At 40.7% G+C, this 23,514-nt stretch carries 21 protein-coding genes and 2 pseudogenes; 12 read left to right on the top strand and 11 right to left on the bottom strand.

The window, feature by feature from the left end; all coding sequences use genetic code 11:
* Position 1 precedes the first annotated feature (1 nt).
* The 5 genes from HEQ19_16360 (at position 2) to HEQ19_16380 (ending at position 3,997) form a co-directional block, all read left to right on the top strand.
* Positions 2-151, top strand: coding sequence for a hypothetical protein (locus HEQ19_16360; protein WYL98119.1), 150 nt, complete (start codon positions 2-4; stop codon positions 149-151).
* Between the two features lie 82 nt (positions 152-233).
* Complete coding sequence (locus HEQ19_16365) at positions 234-1,739, top strand: NADH-quinone oxidoreductase subunit M (protein ID WYM00840.1); 1,506 nt, start codon at positions 234-236, stop codon at positions 1,737-1,739.
* A 140-nt stretch (positions 1,740-1,879) separates the two neighbouring features.
* A complete protein-coding gene (locus HEQ19_16370; protein ID WYM00841.1) occupies positions 1,880-3,202 on the top strand; it encodes a CO2 hydration protein in 1,323 nt (440 codons plus the stop codon).
* 162 nt (positions 3,203-3,364) lie between these two features.
* Entirely contained in the window at positions 3,365-3,709 is a 345-nt protein-coding gene (locus tag HEQ19_16375; protein WYM00842.1) for a type II toxin-antitoxin system RelE/ParE family toxin, read from the top strand.
* Between the two features lie 12 nt (positions 3,710-3,721).
* Entirely contained in the window at positions 3,722-3,997 is a 276-nt protein-coding gene (locus HEQ19_16380; GenBank protein WYM00843.1) for a helix-turn-helix transcriptional regulator, read from the top strand.
* Positions 3,998-4,046: 49 nt separating this feature from the next.
* Here the strand turns inward: HEQ19_16380 and HEQ19_16385 are convergent, their stop codons facing one another.
* Positions 4,047-4,856 carry a pentapeptide repeat-containing protein gene (locus HEQ19_16385; protein ID WYM00844.1) on the bottom strand — a complete coding sequence of 270 codons (810 nt, stop codon included), beginning with the start codon at positions 4,854-4,856 and terminating at the stop codon, positions 4,047-4,049.
* A 391-nt stretch (positions 4,857-5,247) separates the two neighbouring features.
* Here HEQ19_16385 and HEQ19_16390 point away from each other — a divergent pair, with 391 nt between their 5' ends.
* The gene (locus HEQ19_16390; protein ID WYM00845.1) at positions 5,248-5,709 is read left to right on the top strand and encodes a hypothetical protein; all 462 of its coding nucleotides are present in this window, start codon (positions 5,248-5,250) and stop codon (positions 5,707-5,709) included.
* Between the two features lie 18 nt (positions 5,710-5,727).
* On the top strand, positions 5,728-6,165 hold the full coding sequence (locus HEQ19_16395) for a hypothetical protein (GenBank protein WYM00846.1): 438 nt from the start codon (positions 5,728-5,730) through the stop codon (positions 6,163-6,165).
* An 862-nt stretch (positions 6,166-7,027) separates the two neighbouring features.
* Here HEQ19_16395 and HEQ19_16400 read toward each other — a convergent pair.
* Together HEQ19_16400 and argS are read right to left on the bottom strand one after the other, a co-directional pair.
* Complete coding sequence (locus HEQ19_16400; protein WYM00847.1) at positions 7,028-9,409, bottom strand: phosphoketolase family protein; 2,382 nt, start codon at positions 9,407-9,409, stop codon at positions 7,028-7,030.
* A gap of 427 nt (positions 9,410-9,836) precedes the next feature.
* Positions 9,837-11,603 (bottom strand): arginine--tRNA ligase, encoded by a 1,767-nt coding sequence (argS, locus tag HEQ19_16405; GenBank protein WYM00848.1) that lies wholly within the window; start codon positions 11,601-11,603, stop codon positions 9,837-9,839.
* A gap of 876 nt (positions 11,604-12,479) precedes the next feature.
* Here argS and HEQ19_16410 point away from each other — a divergent pair.
* From HEQ19_16410 to HEQ19_16420, 3 genes and pseudogenes are all read left to right on the top strand, one after another.
* Positions 12,480-12,782 (top strand): annotated as a pseudogene (locus HEQ19_16410) (RNA-guided endonuclease TnpB family protein).
* 481 nt (positions 12,783-13,263) lie between these two features.
* Positions 13,264-13,869: an SH3 domain-containing protein gene (locus tag HEQ19_16415; protein ID WYM00849.1), complete on the top strand. Its 606-nt coding sequence runs from the start codon at positions 13,264-13,266 to the stop codon at positions 13,867-13,869.
* 320 nt (positions 13,870-14,189) lie between these two features.
* Positions 14,190-14,819 (top strand): hypothetical protein, encoded by a 630-nt coding sequence (locus tag HEQ19_16420; protein ID WYM00850.1) that lies wholly within the window; start codon positions 14,190-14,192, stop codon positions 14,817-14,819.
* Between the two features lie 386 nt (positions 14,820-15,205).
* Here the strand turns inward: HEQ19_16420 and HEQ19_16425 are convergent, their stop codons facing one another.
* On the bottom strand, positions 15,206-16,447 hold the full coding sequence (locus HEQ19_16425; protein ID WYM03455.1) for a bifunctional sterol desaturase/short chain dehydrogenase: 1,242 nt from the start codon (positions 16,445-16,447) through the stop codon (positions 15,206-15,208).
* Between the two features lie 60 nt (positions 16,448-16,507).
* Here HEQ19_16425 and HEQ19_16430 point away from each other — a divergent pair, with 60 nt between their 5' ends.
* Entirely contained in the window at positions 16,508-16,717 is a 210-nt protein-coding gene (locus HEQ19_16430) for a hypothetical protein (GenBank protein ID WYM00851.1), read from the top strand.
* 227 nt (positions 16,718-16,944) lie between these two features.
* On the opposite strand, the gene HEQ19_16435 is transcribed toward HEQ19_16430, so the two are convergent.
* From HEQ19_16435 to HEQ19_16445, 3 genes and pseudogenes are all read right to left on the bottom strand, one after another.
* Positions 16,945-17,349 (bottom strand): hypothetical protein, encoded by a 405-nt coding sequence (locus HEQ19_16435; protein WYM00852.1) that lies wholly within the window; start codon positions 17,347-17,349, stop codon positions 16,945-16,947.
* Positions 17,350-18,273: 924 nt separating this feature from the next.
* Positions 18,274-18,651 (bottom strand): ATP-binding protein, encoded by a 378-nt coding sequence (locus HEQ19_16440; GenBank protein WYM03456.1) that lies wholly within the window; start codon positions 18,649-18,651, stop codon positions 18,274-18,276.
* Between the two features lie 378 nt (positions 18,652-19,029).
* Positions 19,030-19,155 (bottom strand): annotated as a pseudogene (locus tag HEQ19_16445) (type II toxin-antitoxin system HicB family antitoxin).
* 116 nt (positions 19,156-19,271) lie between these two features.
* Between HEQ19_16445 and HEQ19_16450 the strand changes: the two are divergent.
* Positions 19,272-20,135 carry a hypothetical protein gene (locus tag HEQ19_16450; GenBank protein WYM00853.1) on the top strand — a complete coding sequence of 288 codons (864 nt, stop codon included), beginning with the start codon at positions 19,272-19,274 and terminating at the stop codon, positions 20,133-20,135.
* Here the strand turns inward: HEQ19_16450 and HEQ19_16455 are convergent.
* The 4 genes from HEQ19_16455 to HEQ19_16470 all read right to left on the bottom strand — a co-directional run bounded on the left by HEQ19_16455 (position 20,110) and on the right by HEQ19_16470 (position 23,486).
* A complete protein-coding gene (locus HEQ19_16455) occupies positions 20,110-21,426 on the bottom strand; it encodes a site-specific DNA-methyltransferase (protein WYM00854.1) in 1,317 nt (438 codons plus the stop codon). The two genes, HEQ19_16450 and HEQ19_16455, sit on opposite strands and share 26 nt — an antisense overlap.
* Positions 21,427-21,455: 29 nt before the next feature.
* Positions 21,456-21,551, bottom strand: a complete 96-nt coding sequence (locus HEQ19_16460; protein WYM03457.1) for a hypothetical protein — start codon at positions 21,549-21,551, stop codon at positions 21,456-21,458.
* A 235-nt stretch (positions 21,552-21,786) separates the two neighbouring features.
* Positions 21,787-23,196, bottom strand: a complete 1,410-nt coding sequence (locus HEQ19_16465; protein ID WYM00855.1) for an NAD(P)(+) transhydrogenase (Re/Si-specific) subunit beta — start codon at positions 23,194-23,196, stop codon at positions 21,787-21,789.
* Positions 23,193-23,486, bottom strand: coding sequence for an NAD(P) transhydrogenase subunit alpha (locus HEQ19_16470; protein ID WYM00856.1), 294 nt, complete (start codon positions 23,484-23,486; stop codon positions 23,193-23,195). Before HEQ19_16470 ends, HEQ19_16465 begins: the two co-directional genes overlap by 4 nt.
* Positions 23,487-23,514: the final 28 nt, after the last annotated feature.

A 23,514-nucleotide genomic window follows, 5' to 3' on the forward strand; every position in this document is an offset into this window, starting at 1 on the left:
TTTGTCATTTGTCATTGATCATTGGTCATTGGTCATTGGTCATTTGTCATTTGTCATTTGTCATTGGTCATTGGTCATTTGTCATTTGTCATTGGTCATTGGTCATTGGTCATTTGTCATTTGTCATTGGTCATTACTCCCCAATCCCTAATCCCTGAGCCCCAATCCCCAATCCCCAATCCCTAATCCCCAATCCCTAATCCCCAATCCCCATTCCCCAAACCGAAATTAATATGCTGAGTATTTTAATCTGGGCACCAATTATTGGCGCTGCAATTATCGGGTTTTGGCCAGGTAGCGTCGTCAAAGCAAGTCGAGTACGTTTAGCAGCTTTAACCCTAGCTGGGTTAGTTCTGTTGTGGAATCTTTTCATCCTGGTGAAATTTGATATTAGCAATCCGGGGATGCAGTTTCGAGAATATATTCCTTGGAATGAAACCCTTGGTTTAAGTTATCAATTAGGGGTTGATGGACTATCAATATTGATGTTGGTTTTAAATGGTCTAATCACCTGGATTGCTATTTACAGCAGCAGTAAAGAAACTGAACGCCCCCGTTTTTTCTACTCCATGATGTTATTAGTGAGTGGTGGAGTTGCAGGTGCATTTCTAGCAGAAAATTTACTGCTATTCTTCCTGTTTTACGAACTAGAATTAATCCCTTTTTATCTGCTAATTTCCATTTGGGGGGGCGAAAAACGGGCTTATGCTGGCATCAAATTTCTGATTTATACAGCAGTTTCCGGAGCATTAATTCTGGCGACATTCTTGGGTATGGTATGGCTAACTGGTTCTTCTAGTTTTGCTTTAGACGCCATCTCGACTCAAACCCTCTCAACGGGAATGCAGATTATCCTACTTATAGGAATAATCCTGGGTTTTGGCATCAAAATTCCCCTAGTTCCCTTCCATACTTGGTTACCTGATGCTTACGTTGAAGCTTCCGCACCAGTGGCGATGTTACTTGGTGGCGTGTTGGCGAAGCTGGGAACCTATGGACTTTTGCGGTTTGGTATGAGTATGTTCCCCGAAGCTTGGAGTATTTTTGCACCAACATTAGCAATTTGGGGAGCAGTTAGTGCTATTTATGGGGCATTAGTGGCGATCGCCCAAAAAGACATCAAGCGGATGGTAGCATATAGTTCGATTGGTCACATGGGCTATATATTACTAGCTAGTGCAGCCACCACCGCTCTAGGACTTGTCGGCGCAGTCGCTCAAATGTTTAGCCACGGTATCATCCTCGCTATTCTCTTCCTGTTAGTGGGAATCGTGGAAGATAAAGTGGGCACCCGTGAGTTAGATAAACTCAATGGTTTAATGAGTCCCATCCGTGGTTTACCCCTCATTAGCGCCCTACTAGTTTTAAGTGGAATGGCTAGCGCTGGTATTCCCGGTTTAACAGGATTTGTCGCCGAATTTCTGGTTTTTCAGGGCAGTTTCTCCGTCTTTCCCATACCAACACTTTTGTGTGTCTTATCGAGTGCGCTAACCGCAGTATATTTTGTCATCCTGCTCAACCGCACCTGTTTTGGGAGACTCGACAACAATTTAGCCTACTATCCCAAAGTGCTATCGTCTGAGAAAACCCCAGCTTTGATTTTGGCAGCTTTAATCATCTTTTTAGGAATCCAACCCACTTGGTTAGTACGTTGGACTGAACCCACAACTACAGCCATAGTAGCGACAATTCCCGCCTTAGAAAAAACCATCACTTCTGAAGTAGCCTTGAAGCCGTAAACATAGGTAACTACCTTGTAGTTTAGTAAAGACTTTAGTCCTGATATTTTCAGAATTAAAGTCCTGACTACATTATTTTTACAGCAGGGATAACTACAAAAAACAAAATAAATACTGTTACCACTACTCAGGAAATTAAAATGGTACAAACTCCAGAGAAAATAGCAACTAAATTACCTCCTTCTACACATGAATTTGCTGAAGTAATTCATCGATTAGAAGCAGGCGGTTCGATGTTACCAGATACGCCAGAAAATCTGATGCAAATCATCGGCTTATATAAAGCTTACGCCGTGCCGATGGATTTCTACTGGCGCGACCTACTTTATATCGCCGAACGCGAATTTTTAAACCCCTTTCCCTTCTTTAAATACTTCTTGCCCAAAGAGTATTTAGACAGACATAATCATTATGCAGGCGACGACGCCGATTTAAGGATTTGGCGTGGTGAAGCTACAGCCCATCCAGAACTTTTGGCATTTATCGAAAAAGGTGAAACAGGCAAATTATCCAGATTATTTCATCATTTATTACATGATCGCATCAACATGGAATTTGCTGAAGCTTGTATGCGGGCGATGCTTTGGCACCGTCATATGTACGCGCCAGTAAATCAATTTGACGCTTACCTAGATTCGGAAGAATATAAAGCTAATGCCGATATAGCAATTAAAGCTTATTTCCAAGGCAATCCAGCAATGTTGGCGCTGCATAAAATGTTCCCAGAAATGTTTTTAGAACAGTGTCGGCAGATGTCTTATTATTCTAACCTGGGCTTGTTCTGGGAAGTCATGGCACCCGTATTCTTTGAAATGTCAGATATATATGATGAAGGTGGATTTAAAGGCGTTCCCGATGCCATGAATTTCCTAGTCAATGGTATATTTGCCATAGCTGGTCGTCCCATTTACCACCATGTTTATATTCGCGGTAAATGTTACGAAATCATCCCCAAATCCAAAGGGTTCACCTGGCTATATGAAGCAGCATTACCCTACGTAGAAGCCGTTTTTTATCGCACCGCACCCTTCAGAGGCACAAAATCTTATAATGCACAAGCAGGTCAAGTACCTGATGAGCAAAAAGACTTCCACTATGGAATTCTTTATGCTGACGTTTTCCCTGTAGGTACTGCAGGGATTCCCCCAACATTATTAATGCAAGATATGTTGCACTTCTTACCACAATATCTTGTTGATTACTACAAACAATATTGTCGTGGCGAAGAAGATATGTTGATTCAATTGGGAATTAGTTTCCAAAGGTCAATGTACAACGTAACTTCAGCGGTCATTCAAGCATTAAGAACTGCACTTTTATATCCCTTAGATGACCAAAATACCCATCATTTACAAGCGAATCGCGAGTTTTTTGAAGGCCAGTTAAATCGCTTTACTCGCGCTGATTACAACATGCGTGATGCGGCGCGATTAAGGAGTATTCAAAGCCAAGATTATCGGTAGAGATCGGGCGGGGAGACCCCGCCCCGGCGATATGATGTATCAATGTAGGGTGCGTTGTCACAGAGAGTAAACGCACCTTAAATTTTTGACGATGAGTAAGTTTGCTATACAATGGGAAGGCCGTAAACTCATTAATCTGAGGAGTAAGTAAAATTCTCCAGCATGAGAGAAATTATCTTTTATCGCACAGATACGGACAAATGCCCCGTTGAAGAATTTATAGATTCTTTATCTGGAAAACAAGCACAAAAAGTGCTTTGGGTTTTACGGTTGATACAGGAACTTGATAAAGTACCAAATCAATATTTAAAAAAATTGGTCAATACGGATGACATTTGGGAAGTAAGAGTTCAGGTTGGCAATAATGCATTTCGGTTACTTGGTTTTTTCGATGATGATAATTTGGTTATTGTAACTAACGGCTTTGCCAAAAAGACACAAAAAACTCCATCCCAACAGATTGAACTAGCAGAACAGCGAAAACGAGATTATTTGAACCGAAAGTAAAGTAGAGGAAATATGAGTGACGTAGAAAAATATATTACCAAACGCAAGCAGACTGATCCTGAATTTGCTGAAGATTTTGAATCTGGTTATGTCAGTTTTAAAATTGGGGTAATATTAGCGCAGGCAAGAATTGCGGCTGGAATTACCCAAGCAGAATTAGCACGTCGCTTAAATTTAGATGAATCTATTATTGTCAATATTGAAGATAATGCTGAAGATGTCGGGATTGTTACTTTAGAAAAATATGCCCAGGCTTTAGGAAAGAAGCTTTTTGTAGAGATTAAATAAATATTAAGCTTCATCTGTAAGGACGGAAAGACCCCGACGATGTTATGCATCAACCGTAAAATTGCTGTAATTTTTGCAAAAACTCCTGCACTATGGTATATGATTCTTCACAGCATCTGGTAGCATCATAATATTCTATAAGAGAAATACCATGAGTTTGCAGAATGCGATCGCGTTCTTGATTACTGGCTACATCTTCGTGCAAAACTTCTATTATCCCCCACTTACCTTGGTGAAAAATTAGAAAATCAGGTTCTTCATTTTTTCTACCTTCTGGGGTTGTCAGCCGCACTTTAGAATTTGCAAAAAAGAGAACACCTGCATTTTCCAGCGCTTGGGCAATTTTTACTTCTGATTCTGAAGAGAAATGCAAGCCATTCCAATCATATATCTTTTCTTTTGAATTAGACTTGCTACCCTGATTATCTTCCTCTTCAGTCAAGATATTTTCTTTATTTAATTCAGTATTCTTCTCTAAATCTGACTGCACTAAATCAGCTTCACTTAAATTAGCAAATAGTCTAGCACCACTAAGATTTGCACCACTAAGATTTGCACCACTCAGGTTTACTTCAATAACCAAATTTCGCTGTAAATTCAGTTGATGTCGCCGTAAATGTCGCTTGAAAACTGACCGCAAATTATCTTTTTTTACTTTCTCTTCTAATACTTTTGAGAGCAGTTTCCATAATTTAGAAGCTGCATCTTTAATATAATCTGGTTCATATCCGCTAGCTCTAGCAATTTCTATATAAGACAAACCTTCCCAAGATTGTCGAAACACAAGCTCTTGAACTTTGTTTAAGCTTTCATAATCTAGAGCCGCTTCCACAATTTCTAGAGCTTCGTCAACTGTCATTCGTTACATTACCTCGATAATGAAGTTTAAATTTTTGCCTAGAGCATAGCGAACAAGGTGGATTTTAGCACAATTCATCAGCTTTTACTACTAAAAAATTCCTATGTGATTTGTGAAATCCTCGTAGGCTGGGCTATGCCCACTAGATCCTGTATATAGTAAGCAATGCCTACCTTGATTGAGAAGGTGCAACATCTGAATTAACCTCAAAAAATGCATCTCATATTACTAAGTAATGCGTACTACTTATATAAATACCTTTATATTACAAGGTTATTACCTTCTTATTACTGTTTTTAGATTAAAAATTTATACATGCCTGCTAAAGTAGCAATATATTCCACTCTAAATCACAATCTCAAAATTGTAGTGAACCAGAGGTATGAAATTGATGCGTAAAAAAATTATTTTACAGATAGGTCCGGTGCTAGTGCAACCACAGAATGAGAGAAATTTTGTAGACGAGTTAAATCAGGTCATCAAAGGATTAATTATATCCACAAAAGAAAAAAAATTGCTTAATTTTTCCAGCAAATGGAACCAAGAACTTAATTCGCACCCACAATTGTTGATTGATGTGTTGATTGATGTTGAGTATGAATTTATTATTGATTCATCCAACATTCCACAGCCAGACTTAAATTTGCTGATATCAGAACCAAATTTACAGCAATTTTTGAAGCATTGGCAAATTCAAAAATATGTAATTGAAACTAGAATTCTCACAGAGACAAACAAACCTAATTCTCCCCGTAAATTATCTTTATCATGGCTATCTTCGTCGCAAAATCTGACACTATTAGCTTTTGTAATAGCAGTAATTATTGTATTCATCATTCTGATTTTAAGATAACATTAAAGGAGATAAAAAGTGAAAGATTATTTAACTTGGATATTTTTTCTTGGTACTATTTGGGATTTTGTAACAAGTCTGTTAGGAATAATTGGTCTGTTTGGAGTCACTGATTTCCAACTGCAAAATATAGTTGTTTACATAACTGCTGTTGTAGGTAGTCTTCTGATAGTAGGTTTAAGTTTCAATGCAGCCGAAATTTGGGATACCAATGCAAGTGATGATTATAAATGGTTAAGACCAGTTCATGTGATGTCAATAGCTTATGATTTCTATAGTTCTTTTTTAGGAACTGCACAAAGCATTGTGCTTCAAGAAAACAGAGGTCTTGGCATAAGTATAGACTTTACATTTGTATGGGAAAATACGACGTTAGGACAAAAAGTAATGCTTTTGTTCTTGTCAATTATGGTAACTTTAAGTCCTATTATTTTGTCGTTCCGCATGAAGCCATAATTATATAGGTTTTTATTTGCACCATGATTTTCAACCGAGGTCAAACTTTACAAAATGGTAAATACGGCTCTTCCGTACTTAGCGTGCTGAATTTATTAAATAATCCGCTTGAAACCCTTGCAGAGCTAAGATAATAGCCATTATTTTCTGTATTTTATATCATATTGCTAAAAATTAAATTATGAACGCCTGTAAGCCTTACTTTTAAAGCAAATTTATAGACTTTAATTAATAATTAAGCACGCTAAGTACGCAAGAACCAATATTTCTTATAAACTTTCTGCGCCTGCAGGACAACTTCCTTTTAAAGTCACTTCTCGCGTTTACCCATTTGGTGTACCATATTGGGCAGAAAGACTTCAAAGCTGTAACATTCATTAATTTACATTGTGTGATTATTTCATTATTGGGGAGGTTTGATTAAATCACAAATTCAGTATCCTCTCTTTAAGTACTGAGTGTGTCTTAATTTGCACTTATTCTCGTTTTTGTCAGATTATTGACATTAAATTACACAGCCGTATATTGCTACAAAGTTTACTCTGTCTACTTTTCAGTCTTTTTTTACGTCGAACTCAGGTTTGCAACACATCGATAATCTGTAGGGGCGCAAGGCCTTGCGCCCCTACCACATGGTCTATTTACCAAAAAATCATTGTAATATCTGTACCTCATTTACCTGCAATCTGCTGTATGACGGATGCGTAGGTCTTGTTTCAATAAAGTTCAGTTAAGGAAAATTGTCGTAGGGGCACGGCACGAATAAAATTGTCATTAGAAGAAAAGATTTTGGATGCCGTGCCCCTACACCGATATTGCAACTTTAGCCCCCGGATTCATCCGTGGGGTAGTTCAGTGTATACTAATACGGCCACTTCCAATCGCGAATTTCTGGCATATCCTCGCCATGTTCGGATATATACTGCTTGTGTTCAATCAACTTATCTTGCAGTTGCTGCTTAACATAAGCGGCTTTATATCCTAATTTGGGTACGCGATCAATCACGTCCATGACTAGGTGGAAACGATCAAGATCGTTGAGGACAACCATATCAAAGGGAGTGGTAGTAGTTCCCTCTTCTTTGTAACCGCGCACATGCAGGTTTTTATGGTTGGTATGGCGATAGGTGAGGCGATGAATTAACCAAGGATAGCCATGAAAAGCAAAGATAATCGGTTTATCGGTGGTGAAAATGGTGTCAAAATCTTTGCTGGTTAAACCGTGAGGATGTTCGCTTTGTGGCTGTAGTGTCATTAAATTCACCACATTCACCACCCGCACCTTTAACTCTGGGAAGTGTTGGCGGAGAATATCCACAGCGGCTAAGGTTTCTAAGGTGGGAATATCCCCAGCACAACCTAAGACTACATCAGGTTCACTATCTCGGTCATTACTAGCCCATTCCCAAATACTGATGCCTTTGGTACAATGCTTGATGGCAGCATCTATATCAAGATATTGTAACGCCGGTTGTTTACCAGCCACAATCACGTTAACATAGTTGCGGCTTTTTAAGCAATGGTCAGTTACAGACAGTAGCGTATTGGCGTCGGGGGGGAGATACACGCGAATAATTTCTGATTTCTTGTTGATTACATGGTCAATAAAACCAGGGTCTTGGTGAGAGAAACCATTGTGGTCTTGTCGCCAAACGTGGGAAGTGAGTAAGTAGTTGAGGGAAGCAATGGGACGACGCCAAGAAATGTGACGGGTTGTTTTTAACCACTTGGCGTGCTGGTTGAACATCGAATCAATAATATGGATGAACGCCTCGTAGCAAGAGAAGAAGCCATGACGACCTGTGAGCAGGTATCCTTCTAGCCATCCTTGACAGGTAGTTTCACTGAGAATTTCCATAACCCGACCATCAGGTGAAAGGTGATCATCTTCGGGGATGTGTTCAGCTACCCAGGCGCGGTCTGTGACTTCAAATACTGGGTCTAGGCGATTTGAGGCAGTTTCGTCAGGACCGACAATACGGAAATTGCGGCTTTCCTGATTGAGTTTCATGATATCCCGCAGGAATTTGCCGGTAACTTTGGTAGCTTCCGCATTCACCGTACCTGGATGGGGAACTTCCACGGCGTATTTCCGAAAATCAGGCATTTTCAAGTCACGCAACAAGATACCACCATTGGCGTGGGGGTTATCTCCCATGCGGCGCTTACCTTGGGGCGCCAATTCTGCTAATGCTGGAATTAGTTTACCGTTAGCGTCAAATAGTTCCTCTGGTTTGTAACTCTTCAGCCATTCTTCCAGTAATTTCAGGTGTTCTGGATTACCGATAATATTGCTAAAGGGGACTTGGTGCGATCGCCAAGAACCTTCCGTTTTCTTCCCATCTACTTCCTTGGGTCCTGTCCAACCTTTGGGGGTTCTCAGAATAATCATCGGCCATTGGGGACGCTCAGTAAAGCCATGTACACGGGCTTCTCTTTGAATGGCTTGAATTTCGGCAATGATCGTATCTAAAGTTGCCGCCATTTCCTGATGTATAATCGCGGGATCTGAACCTTCCACAAAGTATGGTTTGTAGCCATAGCCAATAAATAGGCTTTCTAACTCCTCATTACTTATTCGCGCTAACACCGTCGGGTTAGCAATTTTATACCCATTGAGATGGAGAATCGGCAACACAGCACCATCATGCACAGGGTTAAGAAACTTGTTAGAATGCCAACTTGTGGCTAAAGGCCCAGTTTCCGCTTCCCCGTCACCGACAACAGCAGCAACGATTAAATCAGGGTTGTCAAAAGCCGCACCGTATGCATGGACTAGCGCGTAACCCAGTTCCCCCCCTTCATGGATAGAACCGGGAGTTTCCGGCGCAACGTGGCTAGGAATACCACCAGGGAAAGAGAACTGTTTGAAGAGTTTTTGTATTCCCTCAATATCTGCAGATATATTCGGGTAATATTCGCTGTACGTTCCTTCGAGATAGGTATTAGCAACCAGTCCAGGGCCACCATGACCAGGGCCTGCAATGTAAATCGTATTCAGATCATACTTTTTAATGACTCGATTCAGGTGAGCATAAATAAAATTCAGCCCTGGTGTAGTTCCCCAATGTCCCAGAAGCCGGGGTTTAACATGTTCTTGCTTGAGGGGTTCTCTTAAAAGTGGATTATCGAGGAGATATATTTGTCCCACTGAAAGATAATTAGCAGCACGCCAGTAGGCGTGGATTTTCTGCAGATCTTCATCGGTTAAAGGCTTTGTTTGTGGCGTAGCAGCTAAAGTCATATCAAACTCCATGACCAAAAGATAATGACGAATTCATCAGTATGCAAGTTTAGTGGTCTACGGCATGAGTGTCATCATACCCCTGACAAAGTTTTCCAGTATTCCTGGGGAAACCTTGGAAGTTATAGTGATCGCACACAGTCTATTATTTACTTTAAACCTCAAATCAATCTGTAGGTATACAGTAGTCAAAGAAATAGGCAATAACCACAGATCTTCGTAGGGGCGCAAGGCCTTGCGCCCCTACCACATCGTCCTGTAGGTATACAATAGTCAAAGAAATAGGCAATAACCACAGACCTTCGTAGGGGCGCAAGGCCTTGCGCCCCAAAAGCGTGGTCTATTTACCTGAAAATGGCTGTAACTTACTCCTCTGCGTTCCTCTGCGTTACCTTTGCGTACCTCTGCGTTTAAAAAATCCTACCTCCTACATTCTTTCCAACACCTCAATCCCTAACAAAGATAATCCTAACTTTAGCGTTCTCGCCGTTAAATCACACAAAACTAAGCGAGATGTCCGCAGTGGTTCTTCTGCATTTAACACCGGAACCCCAAGATTGCGGTCATAAAATTGATTAAACTTTTGACTCAGTTGAAATAAATACTCACACAGACGATTTGGCAATAAATCTTGCTCTAAAGTAGTAATAACTTCACCTAGCTGAAGTAAAGATTTTGCCAGACTCAATTCAGTTTCATGCTGCAAGATAACTTTAGCATTATCACCCAAAGCTGCAAAGTTAATTTCACCCTTGCGGCTAATCCCCTGAACCCGTGCATAAGCATAAAGCATATAGGGTGCAGTATTGCCTTTGAGATCCAGCATTTTGTCGTAGCTGAAAATGTAATTACTGGTGCGGTTTTGGCTTAAGTCAGCATATTTAACTGCACTAATGCCAATGATTTCGGCAACTTTGTTAATGAATTCTGCCGTTTCTGTGCGTTCTTCGGCTTGTAATCTCGATTCTACATCTTGACGGGCACGGGCGATCGCTTCATCTAACAAATCCCGCAACCGCACTGTATCCCCAGAACGGGTTTTGAATTTTTTCCCATCTTCCCCTAGCACTAAACCAAAAGGTACATGGACCAGTTCCACGTCATCGGGAACCCACCCGGCTTTGCGTGCTACCTGAATAAATTGGGCAAAATGGTTTGCTTGTCCAGCATCTGTTACACAAATTATCCGCTTGGCCTCATCTTTTTGCATCCGGTAGCGGATAGCCGCTAAATCTGTAGTGGCGTAGTTATAACCGCCATCAGATTTCTGTACAATCAAGGGTAGAGGCTCACCTTCTCTGTTGGTAAACCCGTCCAAGAAAACGCATTTTGCGCCTTGGTTTTCTACCAGTAAGCCAGATTGTTGTAAATCTTCCACAACTGCTGCTAGCAAGGGATTGTAAAAAGATTCACCTCGTTCAATCAACTGGATGTCCAACAAATCATAAATTACCTGAAACTCTCGCCTTGACTGTTGACACAGCAGATTCCAAGCATGGATGGTATCTTCTGCACCTGCTTGTAGTCTTACGACCTCTTGGCGTGCGGTTTCTTGAAAAGCTTCATCTTCATCAAACCGCTGCTTGGCTTGGCGGTAAAAGCTGACTAAATCGCCAATATCCAAAGCATTGGCGGTGGTGAGGGCTTCTGGGTAAACCAACCGCAAATAGGCGATTAACATCCCAAATTGCGTACCCCAATCACCCACATGATTGAGCCTTAGCACATTATGACCGCGAAATTCCAAAATTCTGGCGATGCTATCACCAATAATAGTTGAGCGCAAGTGCCCTACGTGCATTTCTTTAGCAATATTGGGACTGGAAAAATCCACAATTTCCCGCTGTGGTGTTTTTGTCGTGGGGACACCTAAGCGAGGATCTGGAATAATTGCGTTTAGTTGTGCTTCCAGGTATGCTGTCTTCAGTTTCAGATTGATAAACCCAGGACCTGCAATATCCGGTGGTTCACAGATTTCTGATACATCTAATTTTTCCACGATAGCAGCAGCGATCGCCCTTGGTTGCATTCCTTGGCGTTTGCTCAAAGATAATGCCAAATTTGCCTGATAATCACCAAATTTAGGATTACTCGCAGTCACCAAAATCGGATCGACTCCAGCGTACTCAGCGCCAAAAGCCGCGATTAAAGCCTGCTCAAATTTCACTTTTAGTTGTTCTTGTGTAGCGTTCATAAATTAATTGTCAGTTGTTCAAGCACTTATAAGGGCGCATTACAATATATTAAGACTGCTGGGACTAGCTCTGTACCTGTAGTCTTTGTAGACAGAACTTACACAAGCGTTACAATCAACATATATTGTAGGGTGCGTCAGATGCCAAAAATATGTTGAGAATTACGCAAAACTCAAATCTGACCCACCCTGCTATACCCCAATACAGTTCAGTTAGGCTCGAATGATATACACTGTAGGGGCACGGCATCCAAAATTTTTTGTTCTAATGACAATTTTATTCGTGCCGTGCCCCTACGACAATTTTCCTTAACTGAACTGTATTGTGCTATACCCGCATTTCTCACAAGTAGGGGCGGTTTCATCAGGATCATCAACTATTAACGAGGATATCGCTGAACCCGGCCTTACGACTTCGGACGTAGAGAAAGCAACGGTCACAAAAATCTGGTGAGAAATCCGGGTATAGTGCCGGTTGCGTAAGTCCTAGTACACATAGAATAAATTACATTTATAGACAATTTCCGCTCGGTGACATTTTCCTTATTTTAACAAGACTTACGCTAGTGTTACATTTAAATAATGGTGCGTGAAGCCACAAGTCAAGTAAGCTGCGTACAATATTTACCGAAGCGCCACGCACCCTACGATTATTAATGTGCGCCCAGAGTATGGGGTTAGATGGAGTTAGATGAGGTTAGATGGGGTTAAAAATTTCTACCCAGCCCTAACAACAGATATTACAGTATTATTAGTGACTATAGCCTAGGAATTTTACTTATATTAGTGCAAAAATTTTGAGAATATTCCGAAATTTTACCAAAGAAATGGGTTTAAAGCCTCGCCCTTCTAGGGCGACTTTGATATAATATTCCCATGATTACACTAAAGTTTAAGCTGTACGAACACAAAAGGAATAGACACCTGAAACGGATGATCAACGCCGCAGGGGTGATCTATAACCATTGTATTGCTCTACATAAACGGTACTATCGGATGTGGGGCAAACACTTAAACTGTGCAAAACTCCAGTCTCATATTGCCAAATTGAGAAAACGTCATCAATTTTGGCAATCAATAGGTTCTCAAGCAGTGCAAGATATCTGTCAACGCATAGAGAAAGCCTACCAATTATTTTTTAAACATAATAAGAAAGGAGTCAGACCACCGGGTTTTAAATCAGTTATCAGTTATCAGTTATCAGTTATCAGTTATCAGTTATCAGTTATCAGTTATCAGTTATCAGTTATCAGTTATCAGTTATCAGTTATCAGTTATCAGTCCTGACGGCGTATGGTGGGGGATTTAAATCAGTTATCAGTTATCAGTTATCAGTCCCATGAAGGATTTAACTGATAACTGTTTACTGCTCACTGTTTACTGTTAAGACCCGCCACCAACGCCTTCCACCTTCAAAGTGTGGTGTTTCGCCTTCGTATTTAACTGATAACTGTTTACTGATAACTGTTCACTGTTAAAATGGTTGGGGCATCAACCATTGGGTTAGGTGATGTTAGACTGGCAAGAGCCAGCAATTGCTGTTTGACTCCAGAATCTGGGCCCTTTTAGGGCGGGGAGTATGTCAAAATATGATTTTGGGTAAATAATTATATAAATTAACTCAGTCCGGAATTATACTTTAGGTGCAGGAACATATCTCATGACTAGTATAACTGAACAATTCGGCGAACTCAAAAGTAACGTCACCGACGGTAAAGGCCCAGCCAATATTCGCTCAACGCCTTCGACAAAAGCTGAGACAAATATTGTCAGTAAGCAACCTTTGGGGACTCGCGTTAAAATTCTGGATAAAACATCTGCTGAAGGTCGGACTTGGTATAAAGTCAGTTATGGTAAACAGCAGAAGGATGTCGGTTGGGTACGGGAAGACGTGATTAAATTATTGCCCCCAAATCCCTCCAAGCCTAGCCAAAATCCCGACAACGAAGACACGCGGCTATATTTTGAAACTGACAAGCGGTTAGTCAGAGTTTATGAGGAGGGTGCCAAGATATACATGAATGTGTATAACAAAAAAACGAACCAAACCGAACTCAGCGGCGTTTCGGCGACGAAATTAACCAAAGACCTGAAAACCGCCTGGGAAGGATATCTTGCAACCAAGGATGGACGTACCTACCAAGCCTTCTTCATTAACCGTGGTGCCACCCAGTTGATAATTACTAGCAGCGACACTGCTAAAAATATTGAGCCAACAGAGACAGGCTTTGGTGCCAAAGGTATTGAATATCAACAAATCGCTTAAATCACTGTCTTCCATCCGGTAAAACCTGATTCCCAATTTGCTAGTACTCTGTCTGTCACAGCAACTTTGATGGGTTGTTCGTAGATGCGCTTCTCTACGAACAATTTTTCTTGTTAATCACCAATTTTTCAAATCTGACGCACCCTACAAAACGTTAAATTTAGTCGGAGTAATCGCCTAACGCATCACTAGATAATTTGGTACATTAGGCGAATATTTGGACATAATTTGTTATTAAAAAAATCTTAAAAGTATCAGCGATCATTTACAAATAAAACAGGAATGATATAGTCTACTTAGTTTTACAAATAACCCCAGTCATGAAGAAAATTATTCCCGTACTATTGAGTGTAGTCTTACTCACTAACGCTGTTGCTTGTAGTAAGCCAAACGATAAAACCAGCAACAATTCTAGTCAGACTCAATCCAGTAGTCTGACAACTCAGCAAGCAATTCTACCAACAGGAACCACCTTTGAAACTGTTCTCCAACAAGAGTTATCTACAGGTAAAAACACTAATGATGAGCGCTTTATTATGCGCGTCAAAAACTCTGTCAAGGGTGGAAATATCAATTTCAAAGATGCCCAAATTCAAGGACATTTGGAAGATGTAGTCAAAGCAGCTAAAGGTAAAAAAGCTAGTTTGCATCTAGTATTTGATGAAATTGCTCTCAAAGATGGTACAACTTATCCCATTGATGCTGCTTTAGTTAACACCGAATTAGAGACAAAAACTAAAGGCAAATTTCTCCAAAATGCTGGCATTATTTTAGGTGGAACAGTTGCAGGTCATTTTGTCGGTAAAAAAGCCAATATAAAACATGGTGGACTAGCTGGGGGTGCTGCGGCCACTGCTTATGTATTGTCTAGTCCTGGTGGTGAAGTAGTTCTGAAAAAAGGCACAAAAGTCAAACTGAAACTCAAATCGCCTCTGGCTTCTAGTGTCTAAGGGACTGACATTTGAAATGTAAAAAAATCGGCAATTTTCTTCAATTTATAGGGTGCATCAGTGAACCAGACAAATGATGTGTTTTGCATATTTTAGGTCTGACATTTAACCGCTCATCGTATGGGAAAATCGGGTTTTTTGGACTACTCCCTTCCCGGTCTAAGATTACCTATAATTTTCCTTCTTCTCTGCGTTCGCGTAGCGTGTCGAAGACAGACGCTGCGCGAATGCGCCTTTGCGCCTTTGCGTGAGCTAAAAATTATTTCCCTACGGGACGCTCCGCGAACGGTAATCTTCCAGCGGGAAGGGACTAGTTGTATGATCTGTAGGGGCGCAAGGCCTTGCGCCCCAAACCACAATCGTTCTCACATAGCGTGAAAACTCACTTAAGCTGACTTAGTAAAAATCCGATAGTACAGATGGGTACTAATTTCCTTCAAGGGAAAAAGCAGATAAGTCAGAGGATTGATTGTCACAATAATATCTCGGAAGTCTCGCTTTGCCAAAAACAAAATCCCACGAGCAACTTGTGCTGCTGACATCACCCCATAAGGATTGAGTTGACTTTTAAACGGACCTAGGATTAACTTACGAATTACACAACTTCCATCCAAGCGCTTGAGGGTGACAATATTTCCTAGCGCTTGTTTGCTGAGTTCGTACAGTGGACTGAAAGCTGGGGAAACCTCCGCTTCAGAAGTGTTGACCCAGATTTCCTTTGTAGCTTTTGCTTGTGGTCCTGTAACAGTTGTCAGAAATATATCCATCAACTGTAACGCCGAAAAGGTATTCACCTGATATGAGGAGTTGATAGCCTCTGGTGTGCGGCTACCATAGACATTGATGCCGTGGTTGATGATCAAAATATCCACTTTCTCTAAACTTGACCTCAGTTCGGCTTCATTCCCCAACTCCCACCCCAGCACTGTCACCCCGGCTTGTGTCGGTAATTTCTCTGGATTAGTTGTCAATGCTACCACTTTGACATTATACTTGATAAATTCAGCGATTAATGCTTGCCCTAAGGTTCCTGATGCTCCAGTTAAAGCGACGGTTTTACCTTTGAGGGAAAGTCCTGTTCCCAATATTTTATCCACTAAGGAAAAGACACCGCTGTAATAGGCATTAACATCATCGAAATGATGACGCCAATGGTAAGACCGATTCACAAACCAAACCGATGGTGTTGTCTGTAAAGGCCCTGGTAGGTGGTTAATATCTGTGTCAATTGACCCCTGGAAATATCGTAGGGACGCACCATACAAGAAGGTAAACCCATAGACGACTCCCAGCCACAAACCCATTTGCTGCACAACTAAGGCAATTATCATCAAGATTAGCACCAAGAGACTCGACTCTACAATGTCGTGGTAAAGCTGCGACTCTTGGTAAATTTTCAAAGATGTGATCGATAAATCTCGGCGGTAAGCCATATGGTGCTTATTATGCCATTTAGACAGCCAACTCACCTGGTGACACAAAACATGATAGCTGTCTCTTAATACCTCAGCGAGCAAAAGTGAGAAGAATCCCCAACTGGTAAACTGTAAGCAGGTATTTACCAGAACCCAATTAATCTGTAATCTTGCCTCAATCTCAGTCAAGCTCTCCGCTAACATCTGGATCATGTTTTGCTCTTCTCCATTTTTCTTCATCTTTCCTCATATTCTGATCAGAATAGATGAAGGTTGAGTTTTAGAGCAAATGAAAATCAGGATTGGGGACTGGGGACACTTCGACAAGCTCAGTGCATCGCTGGGGACTGGGGACTGGGGACACTTCGACAAGCTCAGTGCATCGCTGGGGACTGGGGACACTTCGACAAGCTCAGTGCATCGCTGGGGACTGGGGACTGGGGACTGGGGACTGGGGATTGGGGACCATTCGTGACAGGTTAAGATAACATTGCTTTTGTCAATTAGAATTTATGCTGATAATTTAGGGAAAAAGACGGTATCAAAACCAGCTTTTTACTGATGTTTCAGCACAAAAATAAATGGAGAACACAAAAATTAGGCAATTGCTAACCAAAAACAGTGTTTTCTATTGGGGTATTTGGCAAATTTTTCATCCTATAGATAGATAGACAAATGCATCACAACCTTAACCTGTCACCAATGGTCCCTTAATGGGGGTTACTGTCTTTACCAAAGAGATTTTTAGGAGAAAACTTGCCATTTTCGGGTGAGTATTCAGAGCAATTCTTAGCTTCTTCGCTCATCACAAGAGAAGGTTCTACTGCACACTTGAGATAATGGTTGCTGGAGTAGTATTTACAGTTTTTACAGGGAACTTTATGTAATTTTTTAATGGTAAAAACCATCTTGTTGTCTACTGCTGTTCTCAGCTTTCGCCACATTAGAAAAAAAATTACCCAACCGAACATCAAGCCAATTGGTGTCAAACCTATCGCGACATCGGGAATATTTAATCCATCCGTTTGGGCTTTTGTCCCCTGTTGGACTTCATGCTGGGTTACTTGATGATAATTAGTACCTGTTACTACATTTTTTAGCCGCATGTGATTCATAATTCGTAATTCGTAATTCGTAATTATAACTAGGGACTAGGGGTTAGGGACTAGGGGTTAGGGGAATCACATCAAGGGTTTTAGCAATTTAGAATATCCTAACCACCCAATACGGTTCGGTTAAGAGCCGTAGTTGTTTTCTAGCTTTTAGCTTCAACCCATTGAAATAGGTTAAAAGACTCCTCAGTAAGCTTTGTAGGGGCGCAAGGCCTGGGTATGGGCCAATACAGTTCAGTTAGGCTCGAATGATATACACTGTAGGGGCACGGCATCCACAATTTTTTCTTCTAACGACAATTTTATTCGTGCCGTGCCCCTACGACAATTTTCCTTAACTGAACTGTATCTGGGTAGGGGCGCAAGGCCTTGCGCCCCTACTTTAGCTATGAGCTATACTCATAGCCTGCGCCGCTCCGTCATAAGAAGCCATTAAAACAATCTCTCATTAGCTTTTCAAAAGTTACTGGCTTGAAGTTTTACAGCGATTTTCAGGTAAATGAACCACATTTTTATATCTCACGCATTCGCGCAGCGTCTGTCTTCGACACGCTACGCGAACGCAGAGAAGGCGCATTCGCGTAGCGTCTGTCTCCGACACGCTTCGCGAACGTAGAGAAGGCGCAAAGGAAGAAAGAAATACAGATATCGAGGTGTGGTCTAAATACCTGAAAACTGCTGTAAGTTTAAAAATTAGTTTAACCAAAATTCAAATGATGATATATCTATCGCTAGTTTTGCTTATGATTGATGGTTTTATATCTAAAGGAATAAAAATCTCCAACTGGTACAGTGCATCAAGTGTGAGAACACTTGGGTTATGCAATATATTAATGGTACTGACACACCCTAAAGACTCAAATATTATTGGGTAATTTATTTTTTGGTAGTCCCTAATGCCAAATTCTCCAAATTTGCCAGAAAAGATTAGCTCCAAGCAGGAAAAGTCATACGCACAATTGTTTGGATATTGGGTATACTTTTAATGAAAAATTCTCCTCCATATAGTTCGGTGATGCGTTTAGCGATGATTAATCCCAATCCCGAACCTTGTTGTTCATACAGTTTACGATCAAACTGCATGTAGGCGCCGATATGGGAAATTTGTGCGGCTGTCATACCCCGACCGTTATTAATAATATACAATGTTAAAAAATGATCATTTGTATTGCTAATCAAACGTACTTGATGACCAAATTGGGAAAATTTGAAGGCATTATCAACGATTTCTTGGACAACTTTCTTCAGGTCTTGTTCTGAAACTTTGATGATAGCATCGGCTCTTCCGTACTTAGCGTGCTGAATTTGTTAAAAAATAAGTTTGAAACCCTTGCCTGGCTCCGATAAAAGCCATTATTTTTTGTATTTGAGCTACTGTTACTAAAAATCAAATTATAAACGCCTATAAGCCTTGTTATTAAAGCAATTTAATCGACTTTCATTAATAATTAAGCACGCTATACACGCAAGAGCCGAAATCCCAGCCACTAATTTTTCTCTATGCATTGTTAACTGGAGTGAAGCCGTGCGTTGCTGGACTTGCTGCTCTAGTTGGATATTGCGGTTTTTCAACAGTTGTATTTTTTCAGCTTCTAACTCGCCGGTTCTGCGTTGCAAAGCTTCCACTACCCCATACATTTGTAGCGGGTCGATCACGTCCAGCAAACTGGTTTGGGTAACAATCACAGCTTCCTCATAAGTATCACCATGCGTCCGAAAAGGCTGTCCAGGGAAATCGGGAAATCCGACTAAAAAGCAGTTATCTTCATCAGACCATTGAATTAGCATTTGATATTTAAATTTGCTCATCATTAATCCTAAAATATCGCACTTACGGCCAATCTGGGAAAATTATTGAGTTTCTTTTATTATATACTTTTGTTGTTTATACTTAAAAAGTATTGTGGTTACAACCTAAAGACTTAATGTTGACTAAATTTGCTATTTACAAAACAGCTGCATCTAGTTGGATTACTATATTTGACTCACCTTTTTATCCAGATTCCTTGGATGAAGCTCATATTCTCTATGAAAAAGTATTAGTACGATTTACAGAAATTGTAGAGGCAGCAACAAGCTCTACACATTTACTTGAAATTATTACACAAGAGCCTGATCCTCTGCGAATTCAGCTTCTGAGAGTGTTTCGTAGATATGTATCACCAGATACATCCGTTGAAATGACCAAGAGGAAAGGTAAAATACCTGATATAATCAGAGACTTTGGCTATAGATTTCGTCAGATAGAAGAAGTTAAAAGAAATGTGAAAAGCCGTCCCATCCCTGATGAAACTCTGATGGCAATTCTTTTAGAGCAAAGCAACCGAGGACAAAAAGGTTATGACTTAACAGAAAGTTTTTTCTTATGGTTTAACAAAGTGTTTAGCAATAATTATTTAATTCGAGGGCCAGTTCGTGCAGGAAGAGATGTAATGCTGAATGAGGTTTTGCATAACTGGAATAACAAAACTCCTGCAGATATTTTGATATCCAGGTTAGATGGTACTCCATTGGTAGTTGGATTTGCTCGTTATGACTCTGACAGAGGAGGATCTCAGGAAGATGATAGAACAGGAGGAAATCGAGATAAAATAACAGAAATTCTGAGTTACGCTAGCACCTATAATTTGCCGTTAAAAGTATTTATGCTCAATGATGGTCCAGGATTACTTCTAGGATCTATGTGGGATGATTACGCTAATTTAGAAAACTATGGACAAGGTAAAGTCATGGTTTGTACTCTAAAAATGCTAGATAACAGGTTTACAAAAGACTGGTTGGAGAGTTAAGTTGGTTAGCCCAATCTTTGATAGTTTTATCAGGAATAAAGTCTAAACTAGGTGATTGTTCGATGTACAAATCCAAGCCAGTTCTTAAAATTCTATTTATCTCTATTAGATTGATTTGTCTGTATTTGGTACTAGCATTTATTCCATTCACAAAGTCACCCATTGCTTCAGTTCCTTTAACTAAACGCAGAACCATAGTATCAATAGCCAGTTGAGAATTATCAATAGCTATCCATTTTCTCCCTAATTCTTCAGCTACAGCTATAGTAGTTCCACTCCCTGCAAAGCCATCTAGTACAATACCTCCCTCGTTAGATGAAGCGAGAATTATTCGCTTAATCATATCTGAATTTTTTTCTGTGGGATAGCCTGTAATTTTAATATTTTGATTGTGAGCATCCTTAAAATCAAGCCAAATATCTTGAACGGTAATCCCCTGACTATTATCAAAGTAGAGTTTTCTCCTGGGATTACCTGTTCCAGACCAGTAAATTTCCCCCCGCGCATCCATTTCATCTAAAGTTTCTGGAGTATATTGCCAGTGCTTACCTGGAGGTGGTAGCATACCTCTCCAAGGTTGACCTGTTGCTCCTTTTCTTACCCCTGGAGCATGAATGGGAACTTTTTTATAGAGTCTTCCAGTTTCTGCTTCAATATATTGATATTCTTTCTTAATAGAATTCTCATTCCAAGGTTCAAATTGCTGATTCCAGAAGTAATTATCAGTTTTTGTATAAAAAAGAATGTAATCGGCTACGTTACCGTATTGTTTGCGTGTATAGTTTTTAGGATTACACTTTTTTCTAGTAATTAAATTACGAAAATTTTTGGTTCCAAAAATTTCATCCATTATAATTTTGACTGCAAAAGCCATTTTTTCATCTAAATGTACATATATAGAACCCTCATCTGATAAAATTTCTCTTAGTAAGACAAGACGTTGACGCAAAAATTCTAAATATTCCGCACCTTCCATTATATCATGGTAAGCATGATCTTGATTACGAGACTCAAAACTACTGCCAGTTGCGTAGGGTGGATCAATATAAACTAAACTAACTTTACCTGCAACATTATCATCATTTAACAAGGAACTCAGAACTGTTAAATTGTCTCCATATATCAGTTTATTTCTTGGATAACCTTCAACACTTATCACCTGATTTAACTGGGCTGGTTTAATTTTTAATATATCTTCTATAGGCATTTTACCTTCATATTCAAGACGGAAGGGGATTATATGTTGTTTTTTCTGATTACGTCCGTTATTTCTAGGTATTCCTGTTGCCATTTCGATTAATATTTCTGTTTAATTGCTTTTTACTTTTTTTCTTTTAAAAAATCATCTAAGTCTTTTTTTCTGCTCCGCCAAATTCTTGGGTCTACTTTTGTAGCTTTAAGACGATTTGATTTTATCCATCTTTGTACAGTTCTTTGGGAGAAGGTACTATGTTAGACCAGCATTTTAGGCTTTGTCGTCACTGATACAATAGCAAGAAGTGATTACCTATCTCAAGATATTGATAAAAACTCAACTGCCCTCTAATCTGTTTTACCTGGGGTAAAAAACAATTAGAGGGCGTCTCGTTTTTATCCCGTCATTCATCCCACACCAACTTCGGGTATGGTGTGGGGCTTCTGCCGGGTTAAGCTAAAGTTGCTTCACCTCAGAAACCAACTTCGCCACCATATCCTTCGCGCTACCAAACAGCATCGTAGTTTTATCCTTGTAGAACAACTCATTATCTACACCGGCAAAACCTGTACTCATCCCGCGCTTAATCACAATTGTCTGCTTCGCCCGATCTACTTCCAAAATCGGCATACCATAAATCGGACTATTAACATCACTCCGCGCCGCTGGATTTACTACATCGTTGGCGCCAATGACTAAAGCCACATCCGCTTGTTCAAATTGCGGATTAATATCATCCATATCATACAACTGGGTATAAGGCACATTTGCCTCAGCCAGCAATACGTTCATGTGTCCTGGCATTCTACCAGCTACGGGATGAATTGCGTACTTGACATCAACGCCCATCCGTTCTAGTTGATCTGACAATTCCCGGACGCTATGTTGTGCTTGCGCTACTGCCATCCCGTAACCTGGTACAATAACCACAGAGCGGGCATAACCCAACATCATCGCCCCTTCTTCAGCATCGATGCTGCGGACTGTTTGATCTATTGCACCACCACTAGCAGCAGCACCACCGCCAGAACTAGAACCAGTACCAAAGGCGCTGAACAGTACACTAAATAGAGAACGGTTCATCGCCTTACACATAATTTCGGTAAGGATAATCCCAGAAGCACCCACCAATGCGCCGGCGATGATTAACATATTGTTCATTACCACGAAACCTGCAGCGGCTGCGGCTATACCTGACAATGAGTTCAACAGTGAAATTACCACGGGCATATCACCGCCACCAATGGGGATGACGAACATGACACCCAGTATTAAAGAAACCGTAACTACTGCTAAAAATACAGGTAAGCTATCGGGTGTGATGATTAAGTAGGCACTACCCACTAAATAACTACCCAGCAGTAACAGGTTAAATGGTTGCTGGAAAGGAAATGTAATCGGGGAACCGCTAATTAAACCTTGCAATTTGGCAAAGGCGAGAAAACTACCTGTGAAGGTAACACCACCGATTAACACATCCAGCAGCATGGAAATGTTGACATCTAGGGGTACGGGGGCGCCAGCATCCAATAAGCGCCAGAATTCTGCAACGGCGACTAATGCAGAAGCCGCACCACCTAAACCGTTGAGTAAACCCACCATTTGGGGCATTTCGGTCATTTGCACTTTGTAAGCGGCGATCGCCCCAATAGCAGAACCAATCGCCAAGCCTAACAATATCATCTCGTAGTTCAACACATGCCGATCTAGCAGTGTGGCAACAATCGCCAGCAGCATCCCCACAGCCGCTACCACATTACCATTCCGGGCTGTGGCGGGTGAACCTAGCTTTTTCAGCCCCAAAATGAATAAGGATGAAGCAACTAGATACGTCAGCTGAATTCCAGTTGGTAAAAAATCGCTCACGCCTTAATCTCCTTTTTCTTGAACATTTGCAGCATTCTGTCTGTAACTAAAAAGCCACCAACGACGTTGACGGTTGCTAAAACCACACCAATTAAACCGAGGATTACTGATAGATTTGTGTTTCTCTCACCAGCAGCGACAATTGCACCCAGTACCGCAATACCAGAAATTGCGTTTGATCCCGACATTAAGGGGGTGTGTAGGGTAGGCGGAATTTTGTTGATGACTTCAAAACCAATAAACGACGCCAACACAAATACAAATAAAGCAGCAAGTAATGCTTCTGTCATGAAATGAAAACTCCTTACGATATTATGG

This window comes from Gloeotrichia echinulata CP02, from assembly GCA_038087035.1.
GTDB lineage: Bacteria > Cyanobacteriota > Cyanobacteriia > Cyanobacteriales > Nostocaceae > Gloeotrichia > Gloeotrichia echinulata.

Coding starts and splice junctions, on each gene's coding strand:
- HEQ19_16425 (WYM03455.1), bottom strand. CDS start 16,447: ATGATCCAGATGTTAGCGGAGAGCTTGACTGAGATTGAGGCAAGATTA.
- HEQ19_16400 (WYM00847.1), bottom strand. CDS start 9,409: ATGACTTTAGCTGCTACGCCACAAACAAAGCCTTTAACCGATGAAGAT.
- HEQ19_16390 (WYM00845.1), top strand. CDS start 5,248: ATGCGTAAAAAAATTATTTTACAGATAGGTCCGGTGCTAGTGCAACCA.
- HEQ19_16455 (WYM00854.1), bottom strand. CDS start 21,426: ATGGCAACAGGAATACCTAGAAATAACGGACGTAATCAGAAAAAACAA.
- HEQ19_16415 (WYM00849.1), top strand. CDS start 13,264: ATGACTAGTATAACTGAACAATTCGGCGAACTCAAAAGTAACGTCACC.
- HEQ19_16435 (WYM00852.1), bottom strand. CDS start 17,349: ATGAATCACATGCGGCTAAAAAATGTAGTAACAGGTACTAATTATCAT.
- argS (WYM00848.1), bottom strand. CDS start 11,603: ATGAACGCTACACAAGAACAACTAAAAGTGAAATTTGAGCAGGCTTTA.
- HEQ19_16420 (WYM00850.1), top strand. CDS start 14,190: ATGAAGAAAATTATTCCCGTACTATTGAGTGTAGTCTTACTCACTAAC.
- HEQ19_16375 (WYM00842.1), top strand. CDS start 3,365: ATGAGAGAAATTATCTTTTATCGCACAGATACGGACAAATGCCCCGTT.
- HEQ19_16380 (WYM00843.1), top strand. CDS start 3,722: ATGAGTGACGTAGAAAAATATATTACCAAACGCAAGCAGACTGATCCT.
- HEQ19_16450 (WYM00853.1), top strand. CDS start 19,272: ATGTTGACTAAATTTGCTATTTACAAAACAGCTGCATCTAGTTGGATT.
- HEQ19_16470 (WYM00856.1), bottom strand. CDS start 23,486: ATGACAGAAGCATTACTTGCTGCTTTATTTGTATTTGTGTTGGCGTCG.
- HEQ19_16370 (WYM00841.1), top strand. CDS start 1,880: ATGGTACAAACTCCAGAGAAAATAGCAACTAAATTACCTCCTTCTACA.
- HEQ19_16365 (WYM00840.1), top strand. CDS start 234: ATGCTGAGTATTTTAATCTGGGCACCAATTATTGGCGCTGCAATTATC.
- HEQ19_16385 (WYM00844.1), bottom strand. CDS start 4,856: ATGACAGTTGACGAAGCTCTAGAAATTGTGGAAGCGGCTCTAGATTAT.